Origin of the sequence: Paenibacillus sp. N3/727, assembly GCF_022637315.1 — a bacterium.
GTDB classification, from domain to species: domain Bacteria; phylum Bacillota; class Bacilli; order Paenibacillales; family Paenibacillaceae; genus Paenibacillus_AQ; species Paenibacillus_AQ uliginis.
Window position 1 is genome coordinate 4,097,885 of sequence record NZ_CP093336.1, and the last position, 20,646, is coordinate 4,118,530.

The window sequence follows — 20,646 nt, forward strand, 5'->3', positions numbered from 1 at the left end:
GTTAGGTCATAATCCAGTATTTACAGCTTCCGTCATGTATGTCTTTTAGCCTGCCCCCGTTGCTCTCAATAATGCGGCGGGATGCAGCATTATCCTCATCACATGTCAATAGTACCTCAGAGATTTGTTTCTCCTTGGCCTTATCCAGCAGCTCTTTCAACAGAAGCCTGCCATAGCCTTTGCTTCTCTCCGACGGACGGATAACATAACCGATATGACCACCATGTTCCAGCAGCTTGTCGGTTAAGTAATGTCTTAATTTTCCGTAGCCAACGGGTATTCCATTGACATATAACCAGTACAAGGTCTGAGGTACATAACCTTCAGGTAGATCCATACCTTGTGCCGTTTTATGATTACGCATAAGTTTAAACTGAAAATCTTCCAACTGCTCACTGTACAAACTGTTTACAAATCCATTTTCTCCGCTGCCGATTTCAAGGATCATTTCATAAATATCTCGGCTTTCAGCCGTATTTAGCTCTCTCAACTCCACAATGTATCATTCCTCCACCTGAAAAATAGAATCTACGATAACGGGCAGGTCATCCCGGACCGAGACAGCACCCAATACGGAACGGGCATGAACACCAGCTTCACCGAATACATCCATCAGAAGGTCTGAGTACCCGTTTAACACCTTGTGGTGTTCTTCGAAGCTGGATACTGCATTCACGAATCCTTGAATTTTCACAACCCTCTTTACCTTTTCCAGCGATCCAAGTATTTCCTTAAGTACAGCTAGCACTTCGATCCCAGCTTGACGTGCAAATTCGTATCCCTGTTCAGTTGTAAAAGCCTCTCCAAGCTTCCCACGTGGCTGCCCCGCAGGACCTTTGCCTGAAACAAACATAAGGCCGTTCACCGTTACAGCGTTTGCGTACTTCGCAGCAGGCCCGCTAGCTTCAGGAAGTGTTATACCGAGTACCGCCAATCGTTCATCGATAGAATCAACCATGCTAACCCCTCCTAATTCCTTGTTATCTGAAATCATTAGTGATACCAAGCTGTCATTTGCGGTCCATTGTATCATGAAAAAGCGCTTCTGTATGAACAAACACTTCCGTATAAAGAAACTTTTTCGTTGTGAGACGCTGCGTGTACGAACCGTCCCTCCAATCGCTGTTGTCTCCGGAGACAAAGCGTTTGCTTCCGAAGTAGTTTTCCTTTGGAAAACTTTTAGCCGACCGCTCTCGCTTCTCCGGGATCGCTTCGTCCACTCCGCTGATACGTGAATCAATGAACACGCGATGAAAGAAGCCTTCGATCCTGTAAAGTAACGGAGGTAGAAAGCCTGTAGGCTCAATACGACACAATGTATTACTAAAAAAACGTGCCGACCAAAGGTAAACCCTTGGCTGGCACGTTTTACTTCTGCTTTATAAAGTATTAAATATCAAATGAATAGCTCTTATATCGTTTCATATTCATGATGGCCTGCCATACATCCGGGGTCTCTGAGCCCGGAAACCAATAAGCGAATCCGGCAGTATGCCGATCTTCTACCATGCTGTGCTTCACTGATAAGGATCGAGCGTCCTCCGTCCAGATTTTGCGCTGCACTTCGCTACGTATATACCCCGCTTCATATTGTCCAACAACATCATTCCATACCATTGAAGCTGATTGCTGTCGTATTCGTCTTCCCTGCTCGATTAAACTGATATCCTCTGAGCCAACTGTTGGGTAAAATCTCCACTCCCGGGTATACAGCGGAAGAGCGATCACCGCCTTCGAAGCTGGAACTTGAGTCAAAAATTTATCCACTGCGGATGATAACCAAGGCAATGAAGAAACCGATCCGGCTTTCGGCGCTCCTCCCCAATGTTCGTCATACCCCATAAGCACCAAATAATCGGCGGATTTACCCAGGGCAGCATAATCAAAAGCGGCTGTCCAATCTGTTCCTAAGTCCGGAGAAACGTCGATCGAGGTCACAGCACCCCGGCGCCCTAGCTCGGCAGATAACTCACGAATAAAGGCTGTCAAATTATAGCGGTCCTCAGGCAGAACATTTTCAAAATCCACATTAATACCGTTTAGCTTATACTTCACCACATATCCAGCCAGTGTGTTCACCACGGAACGCCTTGAATTGGCATCACTCAGCATTTGATGGGTTGCTTCTGCATTAGAACGATTTCCCAGCATCCCCCACACCTTTCGGCCGTTAAGCTGAGCCCAATTAAGCAGCTTCTGGTCTGTCTTGTCAGAGACTGCCCCAGTGCTCTCGATATAATACCACCGAGGCACGAGTGTATTCAGGCCGGCTGTTTTGGCATAGGAGATATACTGCTCCGTAGATCCGTTGTACATCCATCCCATTTGGATACCGGACGCTAATGAGTTATATCCTGAGTCCAGAACATCCGATACATTACCGGAACGCAGAACACGGTCCAACAGCATGGCCGTTTCTTCTCTGGTAATAGCATCATATGGACGGAAGAATCCATCACTTCCCTGCATCCAACCTTTTGTTGTAGCAGTTCCCACCTCTGACCGTGCCCAGGACGCCAGATCCTCTGAATCTTTGTAACGGTCTGCCACAGCCATATCATCACGGCTGCTGTCCAGCTTCATGGCACGGACCATCATTACCGCCGCTTCCTGCCTAGACACGCGATCCATGGGATTAAATAGCCGCTCTCCTTTACCATTAACAATCCCGAGATTCGTTCCACTGTGAACCCATCCGTAATACCAAGCCTTTATCGGAACGTCCCGAAATGCAGGCAGATCATTCATTACCGGATTCATCCCCAAGAGCCTGCCAAGCATCGCCGTAAACTCTGCGCGTGTAACCTTGCCTCGCGGTAGAAAAGCCCCGGTTCCATCTCCGTCTACGATCCCTCTCTTGGCCAAGCGAAGAATGGCTTCTTTCGCATAACTTCCTGAGATATCATTAAATACGGGTTGACTCGGGGCTTGCTTAGCCTCTACAGGGGTGAATCCGCTTGGGATTAACATCAAACACACCATCAGAGACAATATATATTTTTTCACAAGTACGCCTCAATTCTTTCGTCAGATTCATTCACCAGCATATCAGACGAAAGATATTTCAGGCATTAATCATTTCTTGGTAATTTCCAGCTTTCATAACGACTATCTACGGCTTGCAGGCGAGAACGACCGTGCCAATCCCGTTGACTTTTAACATATTATCACATAGATTTTCAACACATCCCTCTCCAAACAACAGATGCCAGGAGCCAAGATCCGGAAGCTTAATTTCAGCCGCTGTTCTGCCAGCATAGTGAAGCACATACAAATGCTTCTCAGGATCTCCGTTCGCATGATCACGAATACTGTAAGCCACCGCATGCTCTGGTGCTTCTTCGAAGAACAGATGATTTCGTATCGCACCAGCATCTTTCATCCGGAAAGCTGGATGTTCCTTGCGAAGCTTGATGAGCTGGCGCATAAACAGCGTGCCGTCCTTGTGCTCGGCTGCCTGATCCCAGTTCAGCTGGTTCACTTCATCCCCAGATTTGTAACTGTTCTCTTCGCCACCTTTGGTACGGTAATATTCCTGCCCCGCATGAATGAATGAAATCCCTTGGCTGGTCAGAACCATAGAAGAAGCCAATCGGTGCATAGCGCGCCGGAGATCATCGCTTTCTCCCTCGGTGGACAGTACAATTTTATCCCACAGGGTATGATTGTCATGACATTCCACAAAGTTCACCGTCTGATCGGGCTCAACTGCGAATGAAGCAAATTCATCACTGTAGGAAATACCTGCAACAATTCCTTTCTTCACATGGGATTCGAAGGACTTTCCGGTGCTGATAAATCCTTTCTTATCAAAAACAAAAATATCTCCTTTTACAGCATCCCTGAATCCATCATTAAAATGTGCGATTCTTGGCATTTCCGCAGCTTGAAGCTGATTCGCCCGTTTCTCCTGTGCCAGCTCGGTTTCCATGTTCCAGCCTTCACCGATCATAATGATCGATGGATCGATCTTATCCAGCTGTCTGCGGATTTCGTTCATGGTATCTGTATCCATAAGCCCCATGAGATCAAAGCGGAAACCATCAATATGATATGCCTGAACCCAATGCAGTATTGAATCAACGATAAATTTGCGCATCATCGGTCTTTCGGTTGCATTATCATTTCCGCATCCGGAGCCGTTAGAGAACTTGCCTTCCGCTGTATAGCGAAGATAATAGCCGGGAACCAGCTTCGTAAAGTTCACAAGATACCCGTCATACACATGGTTGTACACGACATCCATAACAACCCGGATCCCTTCGTCATGGAACGTCTGGATCATCTGTTTCAACTCTCGGATACGGGTATCCGGCCGGTACGGATCGCTCGCATAAGATCCTTCTGGCACATTATAGTTCTTGGGATCATATCCCCAGTTATATTGCGGCTCATCCAAGCGCGTCTCATCTACACTTTCAGTAGCGTAATCATAGATAGGCAGTAGTTGAACATGTGTCACGCCAAGATCCTTGATATGGTCCAGCCCTGTAACAATTTGGTCCGTTCCGCGGGTTCCTTTCTCAGTCAGACCGAGATATTTCCCCTTATTCCGCACACCACTGCCAGCATGAATCGTATAATCCCGAATATGCAGCTCATAAATAATAGCGTCCACCGCATTCACAAAACTTGGTTTATCTGAGGTCCACCGATCAGGATGCGTTTCTGTAAGGTCCATAATTGCACCTCGGTCTCCATTTACGCCAACAGCTTTAGCATAAGGGTCAACAGCCTCATTCCACTGGTTTCCGATCCGAACAAGGTATGTATAATACTGTCCTGCCAAATCACCATCGATCTGAACGGTCCATGTGCCTTTCACATCACGATTCATAGGGATTTTTTTGCCGGAAGTGCTGTTCCAGTCCTCGTAGAGCATGAGAAAGGCCTCACTGGATGTAGGGGCCCATAAACGGAACTTTGAGCCGGCAAGCGAATAAGTAAGTCCAAGATCTTCACCATCATAATAAAAGGCTTTATCAAACTCCTTGGAGAATACCGAAATTCCTCCGGTTACGGAGAGATCTCCATAATCAATAATAACATTGCTTTCTTTCTGTACTGACATGCTGTCCACTCCTTATTTACGATTAAATTTCTTAAGATTGTTGTGTAGCTCATCATCACGAATCGAGCGATCGCCGTATCTGGCTTGTTCATACAGACTGATAAAACCTTCTGTCATGGACTCCTCCGCTTCTTTCCATGCTTTCAGATCCTGTTCGGTTTCTCTTGGTGTGCGGGACGGCTGCCATTTGTATCCTTCCCGTATTTTACGGGTCAGTATCCTTCTGTATATCTGTCTTATTTTTGCCGCATTGTCACCTGACTCATCGTTTTTATGAAAGGGTCTGTTAACACCCAGCCCTTTGAGCAAACGTTTGAACAGCTTGCTAGCCTTCTCATGCTCGATTTCTATTTCCTCGTCCTCGTAGCCCAATACTGCTACGTTCTGCGGCGAGCGAGACATCAAGCGGTTCAGCCAGGCAGACATTTGTCTGAGCAAGCCTGGAAGAGCTTTGGCGAAGCGGTACAGCAGGAATACAATCAAAGCTGCAGCCAAAATGTAAAAAGCGTAAAATGCGAGCTGCTCTATGAATTTAATCCATGCAGGCGGTGACGATATTTCTTCGGGGAAAGGCATGTTGTTCTCTCCCGGAAGATTCTGCTGAAGAGGTTCACTTTCTTCTGGAGATGTACTCAGAAGGCCCGAGATCCAGGACGCGATGCTTCTTCCTAACGCAGCCAGCCATTGCTGCAGTTGTGAGAAAAGAACGATCACACCAATGATCAGCAACAAAATAATTATCATCCCTCTGTTATACCTGAGCACACGCTGCTCAATAACTGGCACCTCTGATCCAGGAAGGGTCTGTTCTTCAACAGATTTGCGATTCACAATGAATAAGGTAACGATTAGTGCCAAAGCTCCAGCCAGTGTTAAGACAGATAAAAAAGGCTTAAATGAAACAATAAAGCTCAAGACGAAACTACTTACGCCATATACGATCAAGCCAATCAAGAAGTATTGTCCCGGAAACATGATGAACCAGCTGATCTGTTCCATTCGAGCTCCCCGATAGCACGCAACAATTAAACTGGGAACGGTTACGAGAAGAGCGAGTGAAGTACCAAGCAATGAAATAGATACCACAATGGCTAGAACGCAAGCCCACAATCCTGATTTTAGAAATGTGTTTAAATTGAACTGTCGACTGCCTGCAAAACCTGCAGCATATCCAAGAATGAGCACCACCGACCATATGATCATAAATGATTTCGGAAGAAGATACACCATCGGTATGTATAATACCGGAAAAAACAGTAAACATTCAACCATTCCCTGCCCAATAGCTCGAGGCAAATCCTGCAGCATGGATTTCATGATAATATCTCCTTCCTTGATAAACCTGACTCTTCAAGAAGAGTTACCTGAACACGGTGTCCCTCCTCTTTGAACCGGTTCAACATGGACTGCAAACGATCGTTCACATACGTGCTTAGCACTAAAATATCATGTGATCCCTCCAAACGATAAAGCTCTTGTTCCATATAATCATGAAAAGAGATCGCACGATTTAACTCCAACCTTGCGAGTGATTCATAAATAAGGTTCAGCTGTTCTCTCCCGCCAGAAATGGGTATGTCAATGAGTTCATTGGGCTCTTCTTCAAGACTTCCGTTAGAGCCTAAACCTAGCTCCATACCATGCGACAGAAGATGAGATGCAACACCTGCCGCTAAACGAATCCCGTATTCAACAGGTTCTGGCCGGGTTGCCTTACTCCACATGAGTTCATGATCTTCAATGTTCAAATAAAGTTTTATTCGGCAGTCTGCTGTTGCATCCCGCCTGTGAACCTGCAGAGATCCGCTCCGGGCACTGGCCTTCCAATGAATATTTTTCAAAGAATCACCATCCCGGTATTCCCTGATTCCTGAAATAAGAAACGGATCCTCCACAATCCATCTTCGAACGATCATATCTCCCATCCAGGTCTGGACCGGCAAACTCATTTCAGATACATCTAACGGCTCAGGATAAACTACCACCTTACCTTGAAGAGGAACGCTCCTCACAACGAAGTTACTTCCCAGAAGGTCACCGGAAGTCATCGACACGGTACCTAAACGGTAAATTCCTCGATGAGCTGCTGTCACGTAATGTCTTCTGACGATCTTAGTCCATGGCATCAGACTGAAAAAGCTTTTGTGGTTCTGGTTATACTGCCCTTCACTGATGTCCAGATTCTGTTGTCCCCGAAAGACAAGTCCCATCCGGAATTGAGATTCCACCCGAAGCCAGGGTACAGGAAGAACCTTGCGGTTCTCGATCGTTTCAATCAATTCCAGCGCCTCACCTTCAAAACATGATGAAACCTTAAATGATCGGTTATATGTAATCTTACTCAGAGCAAGACGTCGAAATAGGCCTGCCTGCATTGCAATGACAACGGCTGCAACAAGAAGTATCCAGTATGCTCCCATAAGTTTTCCTCCTATGGTAAGATACTTTCTTCTGACGGAACCGGTATCTCCTGCAGAATACGTAGGATTACCTCTTCTGCAGTCCCCACTCTGCCGCGTGTATGGGCAGTTCCCCGGAGGAGCATGCGATGTGCCCAGGCCGCAGGTGCCAACTGCTTAACGTCATCTGGTGTGACGAAATCCCGTCCCTGCAAAATAGCCTGTACCTGCGCCGCCTTAAGCAGAGCCTGACAGCCCCTCGGACTGACTCCGGAAGCCACAAGTTCATCCTTACGGGTTCGCTCGGCCAGGTCCACGATGTATTTCAGCACATCATCGCTAATAAATACTTTGGCAGCAGTCTCTCTCGCATGTAACAGTTCGTGGATAGAAGCTGCAGCTGTAAGCAGTTCAAGCGGCTGTGCCTCTTTAAAGCGCTTTAATATATGCACACTCTCTTCAGAGCTCGGATACCCCATACTGAGCTTAAACAGGAAACGGTCCAACTGGGCCTCCGGAAGCGGGAAAGTGCCTTGTTGTTCCAGCGGATTTTGGGTAGCAATGACAAGAAAAGGATTCTCCAGCATGTGGGTGACACCATCGATACTAATTTGACGTTCCTCCATACACTCAAGCAGACTGGACTGGGTACGCGGTGTTGCCCGGTTAATTTCATCAGCAAGCAAAATGTGAGTAAACAGTGGACCAGGACGGAATTCAAACTCGGAACTCTTCTGGTTAAAATAATAAATGCCGCTTAAATCGGACGGCAGCAGGTCGGGTGTAAACTGAACTCTTTTAAACGTGCAAGCGACCGATTTCGCCAGTGATTTAGCTAGCAATGTCTTGCCCGTGCCTGGTACATCCTCCAGTAGGACATGACCTGAAGTTACTAAAGCTATAAACAATTTATCTATCAAATCCTCTTTACCTACAATAACTTTACCGACGCTTTTCCGGACCTGTCCGGCCAACTCGCGAACTGCATTATAATCTGTGATAGGAACCACTCCTTATGTAGATCTGCTGTACAAGTATAAAATTCGGCATCTTGCTTAAAAAACCTGTTTATCCGATATCACTAGTTGATATGAAATTATAAAAAAACTCCAATTCCATCATGGAACCGGAGCTTTGAGTCATAGCTTCAGAAGCCAGGCATACACGGCTTCATTAAATTCATCAGGCCGTTCCAAATTTGGAAGATGACCACAATGGGGAAGACGAACCAATTCTGATTGCGAAATACCTTTCTGGAGCCTTTGGCAAGTTTTTATATTAAATTTCAGATCGTCACCGGGCTCGATAATAAGCGTTGGCATACGGATTTCTGATATTCGGGCTGCTGCTGGAGGGGATAAACTCTTGTTCAACTTCAAGTCCCATGTGTAGAAAGCTTCGTTAGTCCGAAAAATATCCATAAATCTTTTTCTTCTGTCAGCTTGCTTCGGAATAAAATACTTCCAGTACCGGTTTCGCTCAAATTGATCCGCAGCCGTATGTATACCTTTGCTTTTAACCGCAACGTAACTCTTAATACTTTCGAGCCGCATTCTCAGAGGTAGCTTGTTACCATTTACAGCTGGCCCAGCGAGCACTAGCGCTTTGACTCTGTCAGGATACGTGAGAGCAAAATCAATCGCTACACTGCCGCCAAAGGAAGCGCCAATTAGAATCGCTCTCTCAATCATATACTCGTCCAAAATATGCTTTAAATCATCTTCATAAGAAAAAGGTTCCGAAGGGATATCTGTATGTCCATAGCCGCGCTGGTCAAAAGCAATAACTCTGAAATACCGGGCAAAAAACGAAATCTGTTCTTCCCAAACATCAAGGTTCGTGTGTCCTCCATGCAGAAATACGACGGTTTCTCCCTGACCACTAACGGTCATTCTATAATTAGTTCCTTGGATGCTGCAAATTTCTGGCGAAATGCTCAAAGTCGCTCACTCCATCTTTATTCGAATTATAATTCATTCTGTCAATTCATCGGCTAGATCATCCTTATTCATCCGTTTCTCACGCTCATATTCCCTTCCCTCTACAGGAATATCTATATAATGTTTCACTTCAGGTTGCGGATCGTAGAATGGTTGAAGTAGTGCGTTCCATTCCTTATACTCAGGAGAATGACGGAGTCCGATCGAACGATCATGAATTGCATTCCAACGGATCAGCAATATATATTCATCTTTGTTCTCGATGCATTTATACAGTTCATGGCCTAGGTAACCTTGCATTTTGGAAATAATACCGTACGCGGAACGAAATACACTCTCAAAATCGTTTATAGCTCCTGGCTTGATATACAATGTGGCTGCTTCTAATATCATTTCGAGCCCCCGCTTTCATCTAGAAATATGTTTGTGCAGTATCCATGTATATGCTGATATAATAGGAAAGAATACTGAAACGGGGATGAAACAAGCATGGCATTTGGCATCTCGAAGAAAGAACTTAAAGAATGGAAAACAGCGGTGAGTCGAGGCGAAATCGCATATCTGACCCACTATTGGTACGATTCCAGATTTCCAGAGTACAAGACGGTAACCAAAGTCGGATGCTCCGATCTAGTCCGCCTGAGACAATGGTGTATGGATCATGACCTCGATCCCATATATATTCATAACCGCATGCCCTATCCACACTTTGACCTCATTGGCCCTAAACAGGCCGAGATCCTTCGTAAGGCTTCTCTGGACAGTCATGTGCGTCGTTTTAACCTCTGAATGACATCCGTGTGGTAAGAACGTTAAAAACCCACCAAGTATCATCTGCAAGGTGATGAAACTTGGTGGGTTTTATAATCCATATTATTACTTAAACGCTTCAATTTGTCTATCTTGAGTCTAACAAACTTTAAGTCGTAGCGGCATCGTCCATTTCCTTTAAAGCTTTGTGAATCCATATCGCAGTAGTCGCCCCATCACCCATCGCTACAGTTGTCTGTTCAGCGTGAACACCAAGATCGCCTGCGACCCATACATTCGTTACGTTGGTCATCTTGGATCTTGGATCAGCCTTTACATGTTTGTTATGCTCAAGCTCCGCTCCGAGCTGCGCTGCTAGTTCGGAATGAACCTTATTTCCGCCAAAAGAGATAAACCCCCGTTCTGCCGAAATCACCGTCCCATCTTCCAGCTTCACACCTTGGATCATTCCATCCCCTTGGCATTCCACCTTCGTGATTGTCTTCTCCACATACGCAATTCCTTTATTCTTTAACTGCCCAATCAAGTCATCATCAACAGCTGTTTTCTCGTGGTTGATATACGTTAAATCATCGGTTCTGTCACGTAGAAGAAGAGCCATGTCTGCACCAGACTTACCAGCTCCCAGTACGACAGTTTTGCGATTTTGGACCTCATAACCGTCGCAATCCGGACATACGTATACCGTACAGCCCAGCGTTGGCACAAGCCCCGGAATATCTGGAAAGCGATCTGTCAGGCCAGTGGCAAGCAAGATCGTCTTCGCGTTGTATTCTTTACCGCTCTCGCCGGTAAGCAAAAATGAGCTGTTCTTCACCTCTACCTTCTTCACCGTGTCATTTGCGAATTGTACTCCTACAGACTCGGCCTGCTGCCTCCCAAGAGAACGAAGCTCTTCTCCCGAAATCCCTTCTGGCCAGCCCAATATATTGTGATAATTCCGGCATAATGTCGACCGCCCACTTCCGTTGTCTATCACTAGAATATCGTGGGCACTATAGCGACCTAATTGAATGGCCGCCTGTAAACCGGCAATCCCTCCGCCGACTATAATACAATCATTCATGCAAAAACCTTCCTTTTTGAGAATCATTCTGTTTTTCAAAACAAGATCATTCTTTACTCCTCCGACTATTCTTTCCATAATTTCATATACATATAAAAACATCTATCGAGGTACCTCATAAAAGACAGACCGCATTTAGCGGTAGTTTCCTACAGCAACAATTGTCCGGCCGCTGCTCCAACAACAACGACAATCCAGGGTGGTGATTTCCAGAACATCAACATAACGAATAAGCCTGCAGCAATGATAAACTCCGATGGAGAGGTAATCGAGGATTTCCAGATGGGATCGTACAGTGCAGCGAATAAAATACCTACCACCGCCGCATTCATTCCAGATATAACTCCCTGCAGTCTAACGTTACTTCTAAACCGATTCCAGAAAGGCATAGCTCCTATGACCAATAGAAATCCTGGAAGAAAAACCGCCAGCACTGCGACAACAGCTCCTGGTACTCCGTTTATAAGTGCTCCTAAATAACCGGCAAACGTAAATAATGGTCCAGGCACAGCCTGAGTTGCCCCATACCCCGCTATAAAATCCTCTTTACTTATCCAACCGTTAAGCATCATCTCTGTTTCCAATAGTGGTAGGACGACATGTCCACCGCCAAATACAAGAGATCCGGTACGGTAGAAGCTGTCAACTATGGCAATCCACTCGTTTCCGCTTATCAGGCGTGCAGTAGGAAGAGCTACTAGCAAAATAACAAACAAAGTTAGACAGAGAATGCCCGTCTTGTGTCCTATCCGAAAAGACTTGAGCAAACCGGATACCGGCTGCTCCTGCCTGAATAGAATTAGTCCAACCATCCCCGTAGCTCCAATGACAGCAACTTGTATCCAAGGGGTCTGCCAGAGCAGTGCAGCAGCCATCGCACTAAATGCCATGCTTGCCTTGAGCCGTCCAACAGCCAACTTGCTGCCCATACCTGCAACGGCATGAGCAACAACCGCAACCGCGACAAGTTTCAATCCATGAAGCCAGCCGAACACACTGGCATCCAGGGTATGTATCATATAGGCAAAGGCAACGAGCAGCAGTACTGATGGTAAGGTGAATCCAACCCAAGCAATAATTGCACCCCAAATGCCTGCCCGCATGGCACCAATGCCGATTCCAACCTGACTGCTGGCCGGACCGGGAAGAAACTGACATAATGCGACGAGATCGGCGAACGATTTATCATCAATCCATTTTTTACGTGTTACATAGACTTCGTGAAAATACCCCAAGTGCGCAATAGGCCCCCCAAATGAGGTCATCCCTAGCTTTAATGAGGTCCACCAGACACTCCATAATTCGCGTCTCTGGCTCGGATTAGAGAAATTCGATTCTAGCTCTTCTGGTTGATTTAAGAACATTTCATCCCTCCTGTACCGTTTCTTGAACCACAATATAATAAATACTAAACATAAGATACAGGTTTGTGTTAACTATATGTAAAAAAAGAGAGCAGTCGCTTCATAGCGGACTGCTCTCTTGCTAACCGTAAATTGTACTTGATCTTCAATAAGCTATTTATTCTGATTTCTCCGTCGCGGCAGAAATATATCCCGGTTTTGCCGCACCGAAACCGAATATAAACAACATGATGACTATTCCTGTCAAGATCATCAACGGAACACTCCAGCCGTGTGTAAAATCATGCATGTAGCCGATCAGCATTGGACCTACGGCTGCAAGCAGGTAACCTAAAGACTGGGCCATACCGGATAAGGCCGCTGCTTCATGCGCCGTCCGGGTCCGAAGCGTGAAGAACATGAGCGACAAGCTAAAGTTCGCACCGCCGGAAATGCCGATCAGAATCACCCACAGCAAGTTCATGGATTGTATGCCCGATAACAGGCCCACATATCCTGCAAACATACATGCTGCAGAGACCAACACAAGAAGACGCTGATTGGGTCTGCGCCCTGCAAGCACAGGGATAATAAAGGAAAACGGTAAGCTAACGAATTGCAGAATAGAAAGCATCCATCCCGCAGCAGTGTAATCCATTCCCTGGCTGTGTAGTATTTCAGGCAGCCAGGAAATATTAACATAGAAGGTGAAAGATTGAAGTCCCATAAATAATGTGATCTGCCAAGCCTTCTTAGACTTCATTACACTTCCGCCTTTGGACACAGAACTAACTTTGCTTATGGAAGCTCGTCCGCGACGTTGCATGATCCATACGATGCTTGCCAGTACAGATAATGCCGACCACACCGCGAGCGATCCCTGCCAGCCCAGTTTCGGCTGTGAAGCCAGAGGTATACTTATTCCTGAGGCAATCGCTGCGAGCATATTCATCGACATGGAATAGGTTCCGGTCATCAGACCGATGCTGCGCGGGAAGTCTCTCTTAATGAGACTTGGAAGCAGAACATTGCCTACCGCAATAGCCATGCCGAGAAGTGCCGTTCCCAGCATCAGAGTCCATGGAGATGATATCGAGCGTACCCAGATGCCGACGGTCAAAACCATCATACTGAGTAGAAGTGCAGATTCAATCCCGAATCTTCTGGCTAATCCGGGTGCAATCGGAGACAGAATCGCAAATGCAAGAAGGGGAAGTGTCGTAAGCATTCCTGCCAATGCATTGGATATACCTGTATCATCACGAATAATTCCAATCAACGGACCTACAGATGTAATACCTGCCCGTAAATTAACCGCAACTAAAATAATTCCAACAAAAAGAAGCCACTTGCGTGTCTCCTGTTGTTGGTCAGGATCTATGGATGTATAACTTGATGCCATGATACAAACTCCTCACTCTAAATAAATATGTAAAAATAAACTTATCACAATTGTAAGCTATACAGCAACCACCTTACCAAGAGGAAAAACCGCATCTTTTCGATGCGGTTCTCCGTTAATGCTGTTATTGCTTGGTTTATCGCAGATTCAGAATACGGTCCGAGTTAACCAAGCATAAGACGGTCATCGGACAACTTATGTCCGCTGATCTGCTCAAACTCACCTAACAGTTGTTCCACTGTCAAGTGCTGTTTGCGCTCCTCGTTCACATCGAGGATGATCCGCCCCTTGTCCATCATAATCAGACGATTTCCAAGACGTATCGCCTGCTCCATATTGTGCGTTACCATAAGCGTTGTCAGCTTGAGTTCGCGAACAATGTCATCAGTTAGCTGGGTTATCAGCTCCGCGCGAGCAGGATCAAGCGCAGCGGTATGCTCATCCAGCAGCAAAATTTGCGGCTGAGTGAAAGTCGCCATGAGCAGGCTTAATGCCTGACGCTCACCGCCGGACAGCATGCCGACCTTTGCTCTCAAACGGTTTTCCAAGCCGATGCCGAGTCGCATCAGCTGCTCACGGAACATTTTTCGCTTGGCTGTAGTCACGCCTATTCTTAATCCACGAGGTTGTCCGCGGCGGTAGGCCATCGCCAGATTCTCTTCAATCGTCATATGTGGTGCTGTACCAGCCATTGGATCCTGAAACACACGCCCAATCCATCGGCTGCGCCTGAATTCCGGCAGGTGACCGATCGAATTCCCATCAATACTGACCTCACCTGCGTCAGGCTTCATCACTCCGGAAATAATATTCATCAGTGTGGATTTGCCTGCACCATTACTACCAATGACGGTTACGAAATCCCCGGGATTTAAATGAAGGTGAATGCCCATGAGAGCAATTTTTTCATCCACGGTACCCGGATTGAACAGCTTGGACACGTTATTCAATTGCAACATCAGAGCGCACCTCCCTCTGTCTTGCCTTGAGCTAGTAGCTGTGCGGAGCGCTTGCGTGCATGAGACCGCTGTTTCATGGATCTGCGAATTGTCGGAACGACCAGAGCAATAATGACAATGACCGCAGTGATTAACTTGAGATCAGAAGCTTCCAGCCATTCAATTTCGTAAGCGGCGGATACCACAATACGATAAATAATGGAGCCCATAATAACCGCTGCTGTTGTACGGAATACAGAACCTGTACCCAAGATTGCTTCTCCGATAATGACGGAAGCCAGACCAATAACAATCATTCCGATCCCTGCACCGATATCCGCAAAGCTTGACTGCTGCGCAACCGCTGCACCGGACAAGGCAACCAGCCCATTAGAAAGACTTAAACCCAACATCGTTGTCGTATCTGTATTCACCCCAAAGCTTCGGATCATCCGCTTGTTGTCACCCGTCGCCCGCAAAGATAAACCGAGATCAGTACGGAAAAATGCATCCAGCAGCAGTTTACCAACAATCACAATAACAGCCATAAGTAAGATCGGGTCAAGTGTCGAAAATATTGTATTTTCTCCACTTAGAGATACATTGGGCTTGCCCAAAATCCTCATGTTAATAGAATAGAGAGCAATCATCATAATAATGCCGGACAATAGTCCATTGATTTTCCCTTTTGTATGCAGTAGGCCGGTACAAGCACCTGCAAGCATCCCTCCGGTGAAAGCGCCTAATGTTGCGAGCCAAGGAGAAACTCCGTTTGTGATCAGGATTGCAGCAATAGCGCCGCCCATCGTAAAGCTGCCATCAACAGTCAAATCAGGGAAATCCAAAATTCTAAATGTTATATACACGCCAAGTGCCATAAGAGCGTATAACAGACCTAATTCGATGGGACCATCCAATTTACTCAGGAATTCAATCATGTCATGCCCTCCTATATGATTAAGCAAGGCGCGGGCAGTCATGTCCGCGCCTTACTGCTACTGAATGATGTTATTATCCGGGTCTTTGACTTCCTGCTTCATGGCGTCTGTTACTTCAATTCCGTAATCAGCTGCTGCCTTGGCATTCAGAATCAAATCCAATTTATCCGGGATCGTAATATTCATATCCGCCGGTTTCTTTCCATTCTTCAGTATTTCTACAGCCATTTGACCTACTTGATACCCATGGTCATAATATTTGAATCCTACTGTGGCGAAAGCCCCCTTCTCGACCGTGTCCCGGTCACTGGAGAAAAACGGAATTTTGTTGGCTTTAGCCGTCTGGATAATCGTGTCTGCGCCGCTTACAACGTTATTATCGAGAGTTATATAAAAAGCATCCACCTTGCCAACAAGCGACTCCGCAGCTTGTTTGACTTCCGAGGTATTCGTTACAGCAGCCTTGACCAACTCGATGCCATGTTCCTTCAAAGCTTCCTCAGCTGTCTTGGACATAACCACAGCGTTCGGTTCTCCTTCATTTATAATGAGACCGACCTTCTTCACGTTAGAAAAATGAGTGCTGATAAATTTCATAAGCTGTTTCGTAGCATCAGGATTCGTATCCGATGCTCCGGAGACGTTGCCGCCCGGCTTTTCCAGATCACTCACCAGCTTGGCGTCAAGCGGATCCGTTACCGCCGCAAATAATACGGGAGTTTCCTTCACTTTATCTGCAATCACCTGAGCCGAAGGTGTAGCAATCGCGATGATCAGGTCATTCTTGGAATCCTTCAGCTTTTGCCCGATTGAAAGGTTATTGGTGGAATCGTTTTGAGCATTGTTATAGTCCAATTTCAAGGTGTCAGGCTCGGAAATTCCTCCGTCTTTAAGCGCTGCCATAATTCCTTCGCGAGTAGCATCGAGCGATGGATGCTCAACATATTGCGAAATCGCAATTTTAAACTGCTTCTTCTCTGTGTCGCCACCGGAGCCGGTTGATGGAGTACCTGCATCCGGCTTGCTTCCGCAACCGGCAGCTGTCAGCAATAGCGCGGACAATGTCAACGATAACCACATTTTTTTCTTCAATGGAAATTAACCCCTCTCTTTATCGAGACATTTGATGATCGACACAAAGCGACACCGCTGAAACGCTTTGATCGATAAAAGTGTTAAAGCAAAAAAATATATTTTTGAACAACGGTTTATTATGCATATTTTATATGCAGGTTGCAGGTTACGTCAATTGTGATTTTTGATTAAATAAGTAAAAACATCCTCAGCTCTGCCGAAGATGTTCTCTCATCATTAAAAATAATAATATCATCGGTTCATAAAAATGATTTACCTTTAAGTGCTGCGAGCCACCCATCTGCCATTAAAGCGTGCCCGGCCGGTGTAGGATGGACTCCATCCGGGGCATAATACGTCATATCATGCTGTGCACTTGCTGACGCGAACAACCCGTCTAGTGGTACATACAGTGTATTAAACTCACGGGCCAATTCACGCACCGCTTGAATCTTTGGATCCAAATCTTCGCGCCAATGCTTCTTCTCTTCGGTGACAGGAAGCAAGAAAGGCTCCATCAGAATGATTTTTGCACCGGTTTTTTCACGGGTTTGGACCAAAAGCTCTCTGTATCCTTCATAGTAAGCTTGTGTTGAAGTGGGTTCTCCACGGTGGTATCTCCAACCCACTTCATTAATACCTACCAAAATCGATACCCACGAAGGGTTCAGATTAATACAATCTTCATCCCAGCGAGACCTTAAATCAACTACACGATTGCCGCTGATCCCGCGATTAAGAAAGCGTATTCTTTTTTCCGGATACTTCAAACCAAGCTTACCTGCAACCATTAATGCATAACCGCTTCCAAGACTTCCGGGATCACTGTAATTCCTGCCGCAATCGGTAATGCTGTCTCCCTGGAACAATAATACCTTTTCTTCATCCTTATGTAGCATCTATGCACACTCCTCAAGAAACGAAAAATTCGACTCGAAACGTTAGCCTATTTAATGTTCACTTGTAACATTGGGAGTCCATAAGCCTATCATATACGCTATTTCCTGCTCTTCCAACCCCCTTGCGACGAAATATTATTACCTTTAAAGTCTGCATAAATACTGCCAAACTTTCTATACATTAAAGTTGACTAAATGACAAGAATTCACTACAATTTTATAAGTATGCTCTTAACCGAAATCCCAAAAAGAACAGGTGATCATTCATGACTGAACAACAACAGTCCTATCAAATTTTATTATATTATAAATTCGTCCATATCTCGGATCCCGAAGCCTTTAAGAGCGAGCATTTGCAGTACTGCAAGGATCTCGAACTCAAAGGCCGTATTCTTGTCTCTTCTGAAGGCATTAACGGTACGGTATCCGGTACGGTTGAACAGACGGAACAGTATATGCGGGACATGATATCCAATCCACTGTTTGCAGATATGGTATTCAAGGTTGACCCTTCCGAGGGACATGCATTCCGCAAAATGTTCGTCCGACACCGGAAAGAACTCGTTACATTCCGAGTGGATGATGAATTAGATCCGAATGAGATTAGCGGTAAACGCCTCTCCCCACAACAATTTTTCGAGCAGCTCCAGCAGGACGATGTCATTGTTCTCGACGGCCGCACAGACTACGAATATGATATCGGTCATTTCAGAAACGCCATCCGTCCGGATGTTGAATCGTTCCGTGAGTTCCCTGAGTGGATTCGTGAAAATATGAGTCAGTATAAAGACAAGACCATTCTTACTTACTGCACCGGCGGTATCCGGTGTGAGAAGCTTACTGGGTTCATGTTGAAAGAAGGTTTCCAAGACGTCGCTCAGCTGGATGGTGGTATCGTAACCTACGGTAAAGATCCTGAAATTCAAGGGCGTCTCTTTGACGGTAAATGTTATGTATTTGACGAGCGTATATCCGTGCCGATCAATCATACGGATGAAGATATTATTGTAGGTAAATGCCATCATTGCGGTGAGCCGGAAGACCGCTACATTAACTGTGCCAATGATGCTTGTCATCTGCAGCACATCTGCTGTGAAAAATGTGAAGAGCTGCACCAAGGCTTCTGCTCTGATACGTGTGAAGAAACCGTTGCTGCAGGATAATATATTTGACACTTAAACACAAACGGCATGCCGCTTATTAAAGCGAGCATGCCGTTTTGTTATAAACGTCCTGTAGACGATTAATTATCATGAAAGACAGCCAGTTCGGATTCAATGGCAGCTTTGATTTTGTCCACGCATTCTTCAGTTGATTTACCGAATACGCGTTTACCATTAACCAGAGCATAAGGTCGAAGCTTGCACAGACCGCAAAGGTTCATGCAATCCGCGCGAAGAACCGCAATTTCAGGATACAGTTCTTCTAAGTGCTCCAGATCCAAGGTGCTCATCAAGTTGCTGTCGCACACTTCCACTACAACGATACCCATCATGATTTTGATCACCTGAATTCTAGTATAGAAATACGTCAGTTTATTATGAGGAATTCAGATGCTTTTGTCAATGTATCTCATGAGACGCTACGAATAAAGGTGATCCCTAAGATAACATCACACCTTAAATACAGCCGGTTTAACACACACTGGTTTGGATTTCTCTGTTGTCTTTCCAGTAAACTGTAGCGTCCCATTCTCAGGGTCAACTGTGAACAATACTAGATTGTTACCATCACGGTTCGCCACAATCATAAACTTACCTTCAGGCATCAAAGAGAAATGACGCGGGTGTCCTCCCTCTGTGGAGATATACTGTATCGGGCTTAGCTCACCGGAGCTTGCATCTACGGAAAAGACCACAATACTGTCATGCCCCCGGTTGGAACCGTAAACGGTACGTCCATCTTCTGAAACGGCAATCTCCGCACAATAGCTTTCGCCAGTAAAATCAGCAGGTAATGTAGAGATCGTTTGAATCGTCTCCAGTCGTCCCTCTTCTGACACATAACGGAATGCCGTAACTGTTGAATTCAATTCATTAATTACATAAGCATATTTACCACTTGGATGAAAAGCAAGATGGCGCGGACCTGATCCCAGCGAAAGCTGAGTCTCCCCATGAAACTCTAGCTTGTTATCAGTTTTATTGATTTGGTATGCGATAATTTTGTCTAGACCCAGGTCTTGAACAAATATGTATTTACCATCGGGACTGAAAAAAGCTGAATGCGCTCTAGGTTGCTGTTCTGCATCAGTACGGTGTCCTTCGTGGTACTGCTCATCCAACAGCCTATCTGCCACACCGTTGTCATCCAAGGACAATAAACTCACCCGACCTCCGTGATAGCTTGATACGATCAGGTACTTATCTTCCAAATCCCTCTGAATATGACACGTTGAACTACTGCTTCCGTGAATGCGGCTTAATTGATTCAATCGCCCTGATGAAGGATCGATATCAAACGTCACCACTTCACCGACTTTTCCTCCGTTCTCTGATACCTCTCCAATCGCATATAAACGGTTTGTCACCGTATCCACATTGAGGAAAGTAGGATTCTTTATTCCTGAACTTTGATCCAGCAGCTGTAATTCACCACTGACTTGATCAAATGAATAAACACAAATACCGTTCTCACCAGTTTCTGCATATGAGCCCGTAAATACCAACGTCCGGCTAACCTTAGCTGTTTCCATTGTTATACCTCTCCTTTCACACTGCCATCTTGAGATGGGCATGTACACTTCTTTACTCATGTTACACTTCCCGGTTCGAAGAAATCAATCCCGCTTTTTCCATATTACCA

21 protein-coding genes are annotated in these 20,646 nt (G+C 45.7%); 2 read left to right on the forward strand and 19 right to left on the reverse strand.

The features are described 5' to 3' along the window. Nucleotide 1 precedes the first annotated feature (1 nt). The 10 genes from MNQ98_RS18815 to MNQ98_RS18860 form a co-directional block, all read right to left on the reverse strand. Complete coding sequence (locus MNQ98_RS18815) at nt 2-496, reverse strand: GNAT family N-acetyltransferase (protein ID WP_347272222.1); 495 nt, start codon at nt 494-496, stop codon at nt 2-4. Between the two features lie 6 nt (nt 497-502). After that, on the reverse strand, nt 503-958 hold the full coding sequence (locus MNQ98_RS18820; protein WP_241929634.1) for a RidA family protein: 456 nt from the start codon (nt 956-958) through the stop codon (nt 503-505). 52 nt (nt 959-1,010) lie between these two features. Next, nucleotides 1,011-1,247, reverse strand: coding sequence for a hypothetical protein (locus MNQ98_RS18825; RefSeq protein ID WP_241929635.1), 237 nt, complete (start codon nt 1,245-1,247; stop codon nt 1,011-1,013). Between the two features lie 142 nt (nt 1,248-1,389). Beyond that, the gene (locus MNQ98_RS18830) at nt 1,390-3,006 is read right to left on the reverse strand and encodes an S-layer homology domain-containing protein (protein ID WP_241929636.1); all 1,617 of its coding nucleotides are present in this window, start codon (nt 3,004-3,006) and stop codon (nt 1,390-1,392) included. 106 nt (nt 3,007-3,112) lie between these two features. After that, a complete protein-coding gene (gene pulA, locus MNQ98_RS18835; protein WP_241929637.1) occupies nt 3,113-5,071 on the reverse strand; it encodes a type I pullulanase in 1,959 nt (652 codons plus the stop codon). A gap of 12 nt (nt 5,072-5,083) precedes the next feature. Further along, on the reverse strand, nt 5,084-6,388 hold the full coding sequence (locus MNQ98_RS18840) for a DUF4129 domain-containing protein (protein WP_241929638.1): 1,305 nt from the start codon (nt 6,386-6,388) through the stop codon (nt 5,084-5,086). Beyond that, entirely contained in the window at nt 6,385-7,491 is a 1,107-nt protein-coding gene (locus MNQ98_RS18845; RefSeq protein WP_241929639.1) for a DUF58 domain-containing protein, read from the reverse strand. Before MNQ98_RS18845 ends, MNQ98_RS18840 begins: the two co-directional genes overlap by 4 nt. Before the next feature lie 11 nt (nt 7,492-7,502). Continuing rightward, on the reverse strand, nt 7,503-8,480 hold the full coding sequence (locus MNQ98_RS18850) for an AAA family ATPase (RefSeq protein ID WP_241929640.1): 978 nt from the start codon (nt 8,478-8,480) through the stop codon (nt 7,503-7,505). Between the two features lie 129 nt (nt 8,481-8,609). After that, a complete protein-coding gene (locus MNQ98_RS18855) occupies nt 8,610-9,410 on the reverse strand; it encodes an alpha/beta fold hydrolase (RefSeq protein WP_241929641.1) in 801 nt (266 codons plus the stop codon). A gap of 33 nt (nt 9,411-9,443) precedes the next feature. Beyond that, a complete protein-coding gene (locus MNQ98_RS18860; protein ID WP_241929642.1) occupies nt 9,444-9,803 on the reverse strand; it encodes an antibiotic biosynthesis monooxygenase family protein in 360 nt (119 codons plus the stop codon). Nucleotides 9,804-9,899: 96 nt separating this feature from the next. Here MNQ98_RS18860 and MNQ98_RS18865 point away from each other — a divergent pair, with 96 nt between their 5' ends. Next, nucleotides 9,900-10,199 (forward strand): hypothetical protein, encoded by a 300-nt coding sequence (locus tag MNQ98_RS18865; protein ID WP_241929643.1) that lies wholly within the window; start codon nt 9,900-9,902, stop codon nt 10,197-10,199. Between the two features lie 130 nt (nt 10,200-10,329). Here the strand turns inward: MNQ98_RS18865 and MNQ98_RS18870 are convergent, their stop codons facing one another. The 7 genes from MNQ98_RS18870 to MNQ98_RS18900 all read right to left on the reverse strand — a co-directional run bounded on the left by MNQ98_RS18870 (nt 10,330) and on the right by MNQ98_RS18900 (nt 17,841). Then, on the reverse strand, nt 10,330-11,247 hold the full coding sequence (locus tag MNQ98_RS18870; protein WP_241929644.1) for an NAD(P)/FAD-dependent oxidoreductase: 918 nt from the start codon (nt 11,245-11,247) through the stop codon (nt 10,330-10,332). Nucleotides 11,248-11,396: 149 nt separating this feature from the next. Further along, nucleotides 11,397-12,611, reverse strand: a complete 1,215-nt coding sequence (gene chrA / locus MNQ98_RS18875; RefSeq protein WP_241929645.1) for a chromate efflux transporter — start codon at nt 12,609-12,611, stop codon at nt 11,397-11,399. 157 nt (nt 12,612-12,768) lie between these two features. Continuing rightward, nucleotides 12,769-13,992, reverse strand: a complete 1,224-nt coding sequence (locus MNQ98_RS18880) for a CynX/NimT family MFS transporter (protein WP_241929646.1) — start codon at nt 13,990-13,992, stop codon at nt 12,769-12,771. Between the two features lie 164 nt (nt 13,993-14,156). Continuing rightward, on the reverse strand, nt 14,157-14,951 hold the full coding sequence (locus tag MNQ98_RS18885; RefSeq protein ID WP_241929647.1) for an ABC transporter ATP-binding protein: 795 nt from the start codon (nt 14,949-14,951) through the stop codon (nt 14,157-14,159). Beyond that, on the reverse strand, nt 14,951-15,868 hold the full coding sequence (locus MNQ98_RS18890) for an ABC transporter permease (protein ID WP_241929648.1): 918 nt from the start codon (nt 15,866-15,868) through the stop codon (nt 14,951-14,953). Before MNQ98_RS18890 ends, MNQ98_RS18885 begins: the two co-directional genes overlap by 1 nt. A gap of 57 nt (nt 15,869-15,925) precedes the next feature. Next, nucleotides 15,926-16,960: an ABC transporter substrate-binding protein gene (locus MNQ98_RS18895; RefSeq protein ID WP_241929649.1), complete on the reverse strand. Its 1,035-nt coding sequence runs from the start codon at nt 16,958-16,960 to the stop codon at nt 15,926-15,928. A gap of 242 nt (nt 16,961-17,202) precedes the next feature. Further along, a complete protein-coding gene (locus tag MNQ98_RS18900; protein WP_241929650.1) occupies nt 17,203-17,841 on the reverse strand; it encodes an SGNH/GDSL hydrolase family protein in 639 nt (212 codons plus the stop codon). Nucleotides 17,842-18,107: 266 nt separating this feature from the next. On the opposite strand from MNQ98_RS18900, the gene trhO reads away from it, so the two are divergent. Next, nucleotides 18,108-19,004 carry an oxygen-dependent tRNA uridine(34) hydroxylase TrhO gene (gene trhO / locus MNQ98_RS18905; protein ID WP_241929651.1) on the forward strand — a complete coding sequence of 299 codons (897 nt, stop codon included), beginning with the start codon at nt 18,108-18,110 and terminating at the stop codon, nt 19,002-19,004. Between the two features lie 80 nt (nt 19,005-19,084). Here the strand turns inward: trhO and MNQ98_RS18910 are convergent, their stop codons facing one another. Both MNQ98_RS18910 and MNQ98_RS18915 read right to left on the reverse strand, forming a co-directional pair. Further along, on the reverse strand, nt 19,085-19,333 hold the full coding sequence (locus tag MNQ98_RS18910; RefSeq protein WP_241933972.1) for a YuzB family protein: 249 nt from the start codon (nt 19,331-19,333) through the stop codon (nt 19,085-19,087). 120 nt (nt 19,334-19,453) lie between these two features. Continuing rightward, entirely contained in the window at nt 19,454-20,536 is a 1,083-nt protein-coding gene (locus MNQ98_RS18915) for a lactonase family protein (protein ID WP_241929652.1), read from the reverse strand. Between the last annotated feature and the right edge of the window lie 110 nt (nt 20,537-20,646).

What these genes read in the sequence shown, in the direction of transcription:
- MNQ98_RS18820 (WP_241929634.1), bottom strand. Translation starts at nt 958, where the DNA reads ATGGTTGATTCTATCGATGAACGATTGGCGGTACTCGGTATAACACTT.
- pulA (WP_241929637.1), bottom strand. Translation starts at nt 5,071, where the DNA reads ATGTCAGTACAGAAAGAAAGCAATGTTATTATTGATTATGGAGATCTC.
- MNQ98_RS18840 (WP_241929638.1), bottom strand. Translation starts at nt 6,388, where the DNA reads ATGAAATCCATGCTGCAGGATTTGCCTCGAGCTATTGGGCAGGGAATG.
- MNQ98_RS18845 (WP_241929639.1), bottom strand. Translation starts at nt 7,491, where the DNA reads ATGGGAGCATACTGGATACTTCTTGTTGCAGCCGTTGTCATTGCAATG.
- MNQ98_RS18860 (WP_241929642.1), bottom strand. Translation starts at nt 9,803, where the DNA reads ATGATATTAGAAGCAGCCACATTGTATATCAAGCCAGGAGCTATAAAC.
- MNQ98_RS18865 (WP_241929643.1), top strand. Translation starts at nt 9,900, where the DNA reads ATGGCATTTGGCATCTCGAAGAAAGAACTTAAAGAATGGAAAACAGCG.
- MNQ98_RS18870 (WP_241929644.1), bottom strand. Translation starts at nt 11,247, where the DNA reads ATGAATGATTGTATTATAGTCGGCGGAGGGATTGCCGGTTTACAGGCG.
- chrA (WP_241929645.1), bottom strand. Translation starts at nt 12,611, where the DNA reads ATGTTCTTAAATCAACCAGAAGAGCTAGAATCGAATTTCTCTAATCCG.
- MNQ98_RS18880 (WP_241929646.1), bottom strand. Translation starts at nt 13,992, where the DNA reads ATGGCATCAAGTTATACATCCATAGATCCTGACCAACAACAGGAGACA.
- MNQ98_RS18885 (WP_241929647.1), bottom strand. Translation starts at nt 14,951, where the DNA reads ATGTTGCAATTGAATAACGTGTCCAAGCTGTTCAATCCGGGTACCGTG.
- MNQ98_RS18890 (WP_241929648.1), bottom strand. Translation starts at nt 15,868, where the DNA reads ATGATTGAATTCCTGAGTAAATTGGATGGTCCCATCGAATTAGGTCTG.
- MNQ98_RS18900 (WP_241929650.1), bottom strand. Translation starts at nt 17,841, where the DNA reads ATGCTACATAAGGATGAAGAAAAGGTATTATTGTTCCAGGGAGACAGC.
- trhO (WP_241929651.1), top strand. Translation starts at nt 18,108, where the DNA reads ATGACTGAACAACAACAGTCCTATCAAATTTTATTATATTATAAATTC.
- MNQ98_RS18910 (WP_241933972.1), bottom strand. Translation starts at nt 19,333, where the DNA reads ATGGGTATCGTTGTAGTGGAAGTGTGCGACAGCAACTTGATGAGCACC.
- MNQ98_RS18915 (WP_241929652.1), bottom strand. Translation starts at nt 20,536, where the DNA reads ATGGAAACAGCTAAGGTTAGCCGGACGTTGGTATTTACGGGCTCATAT.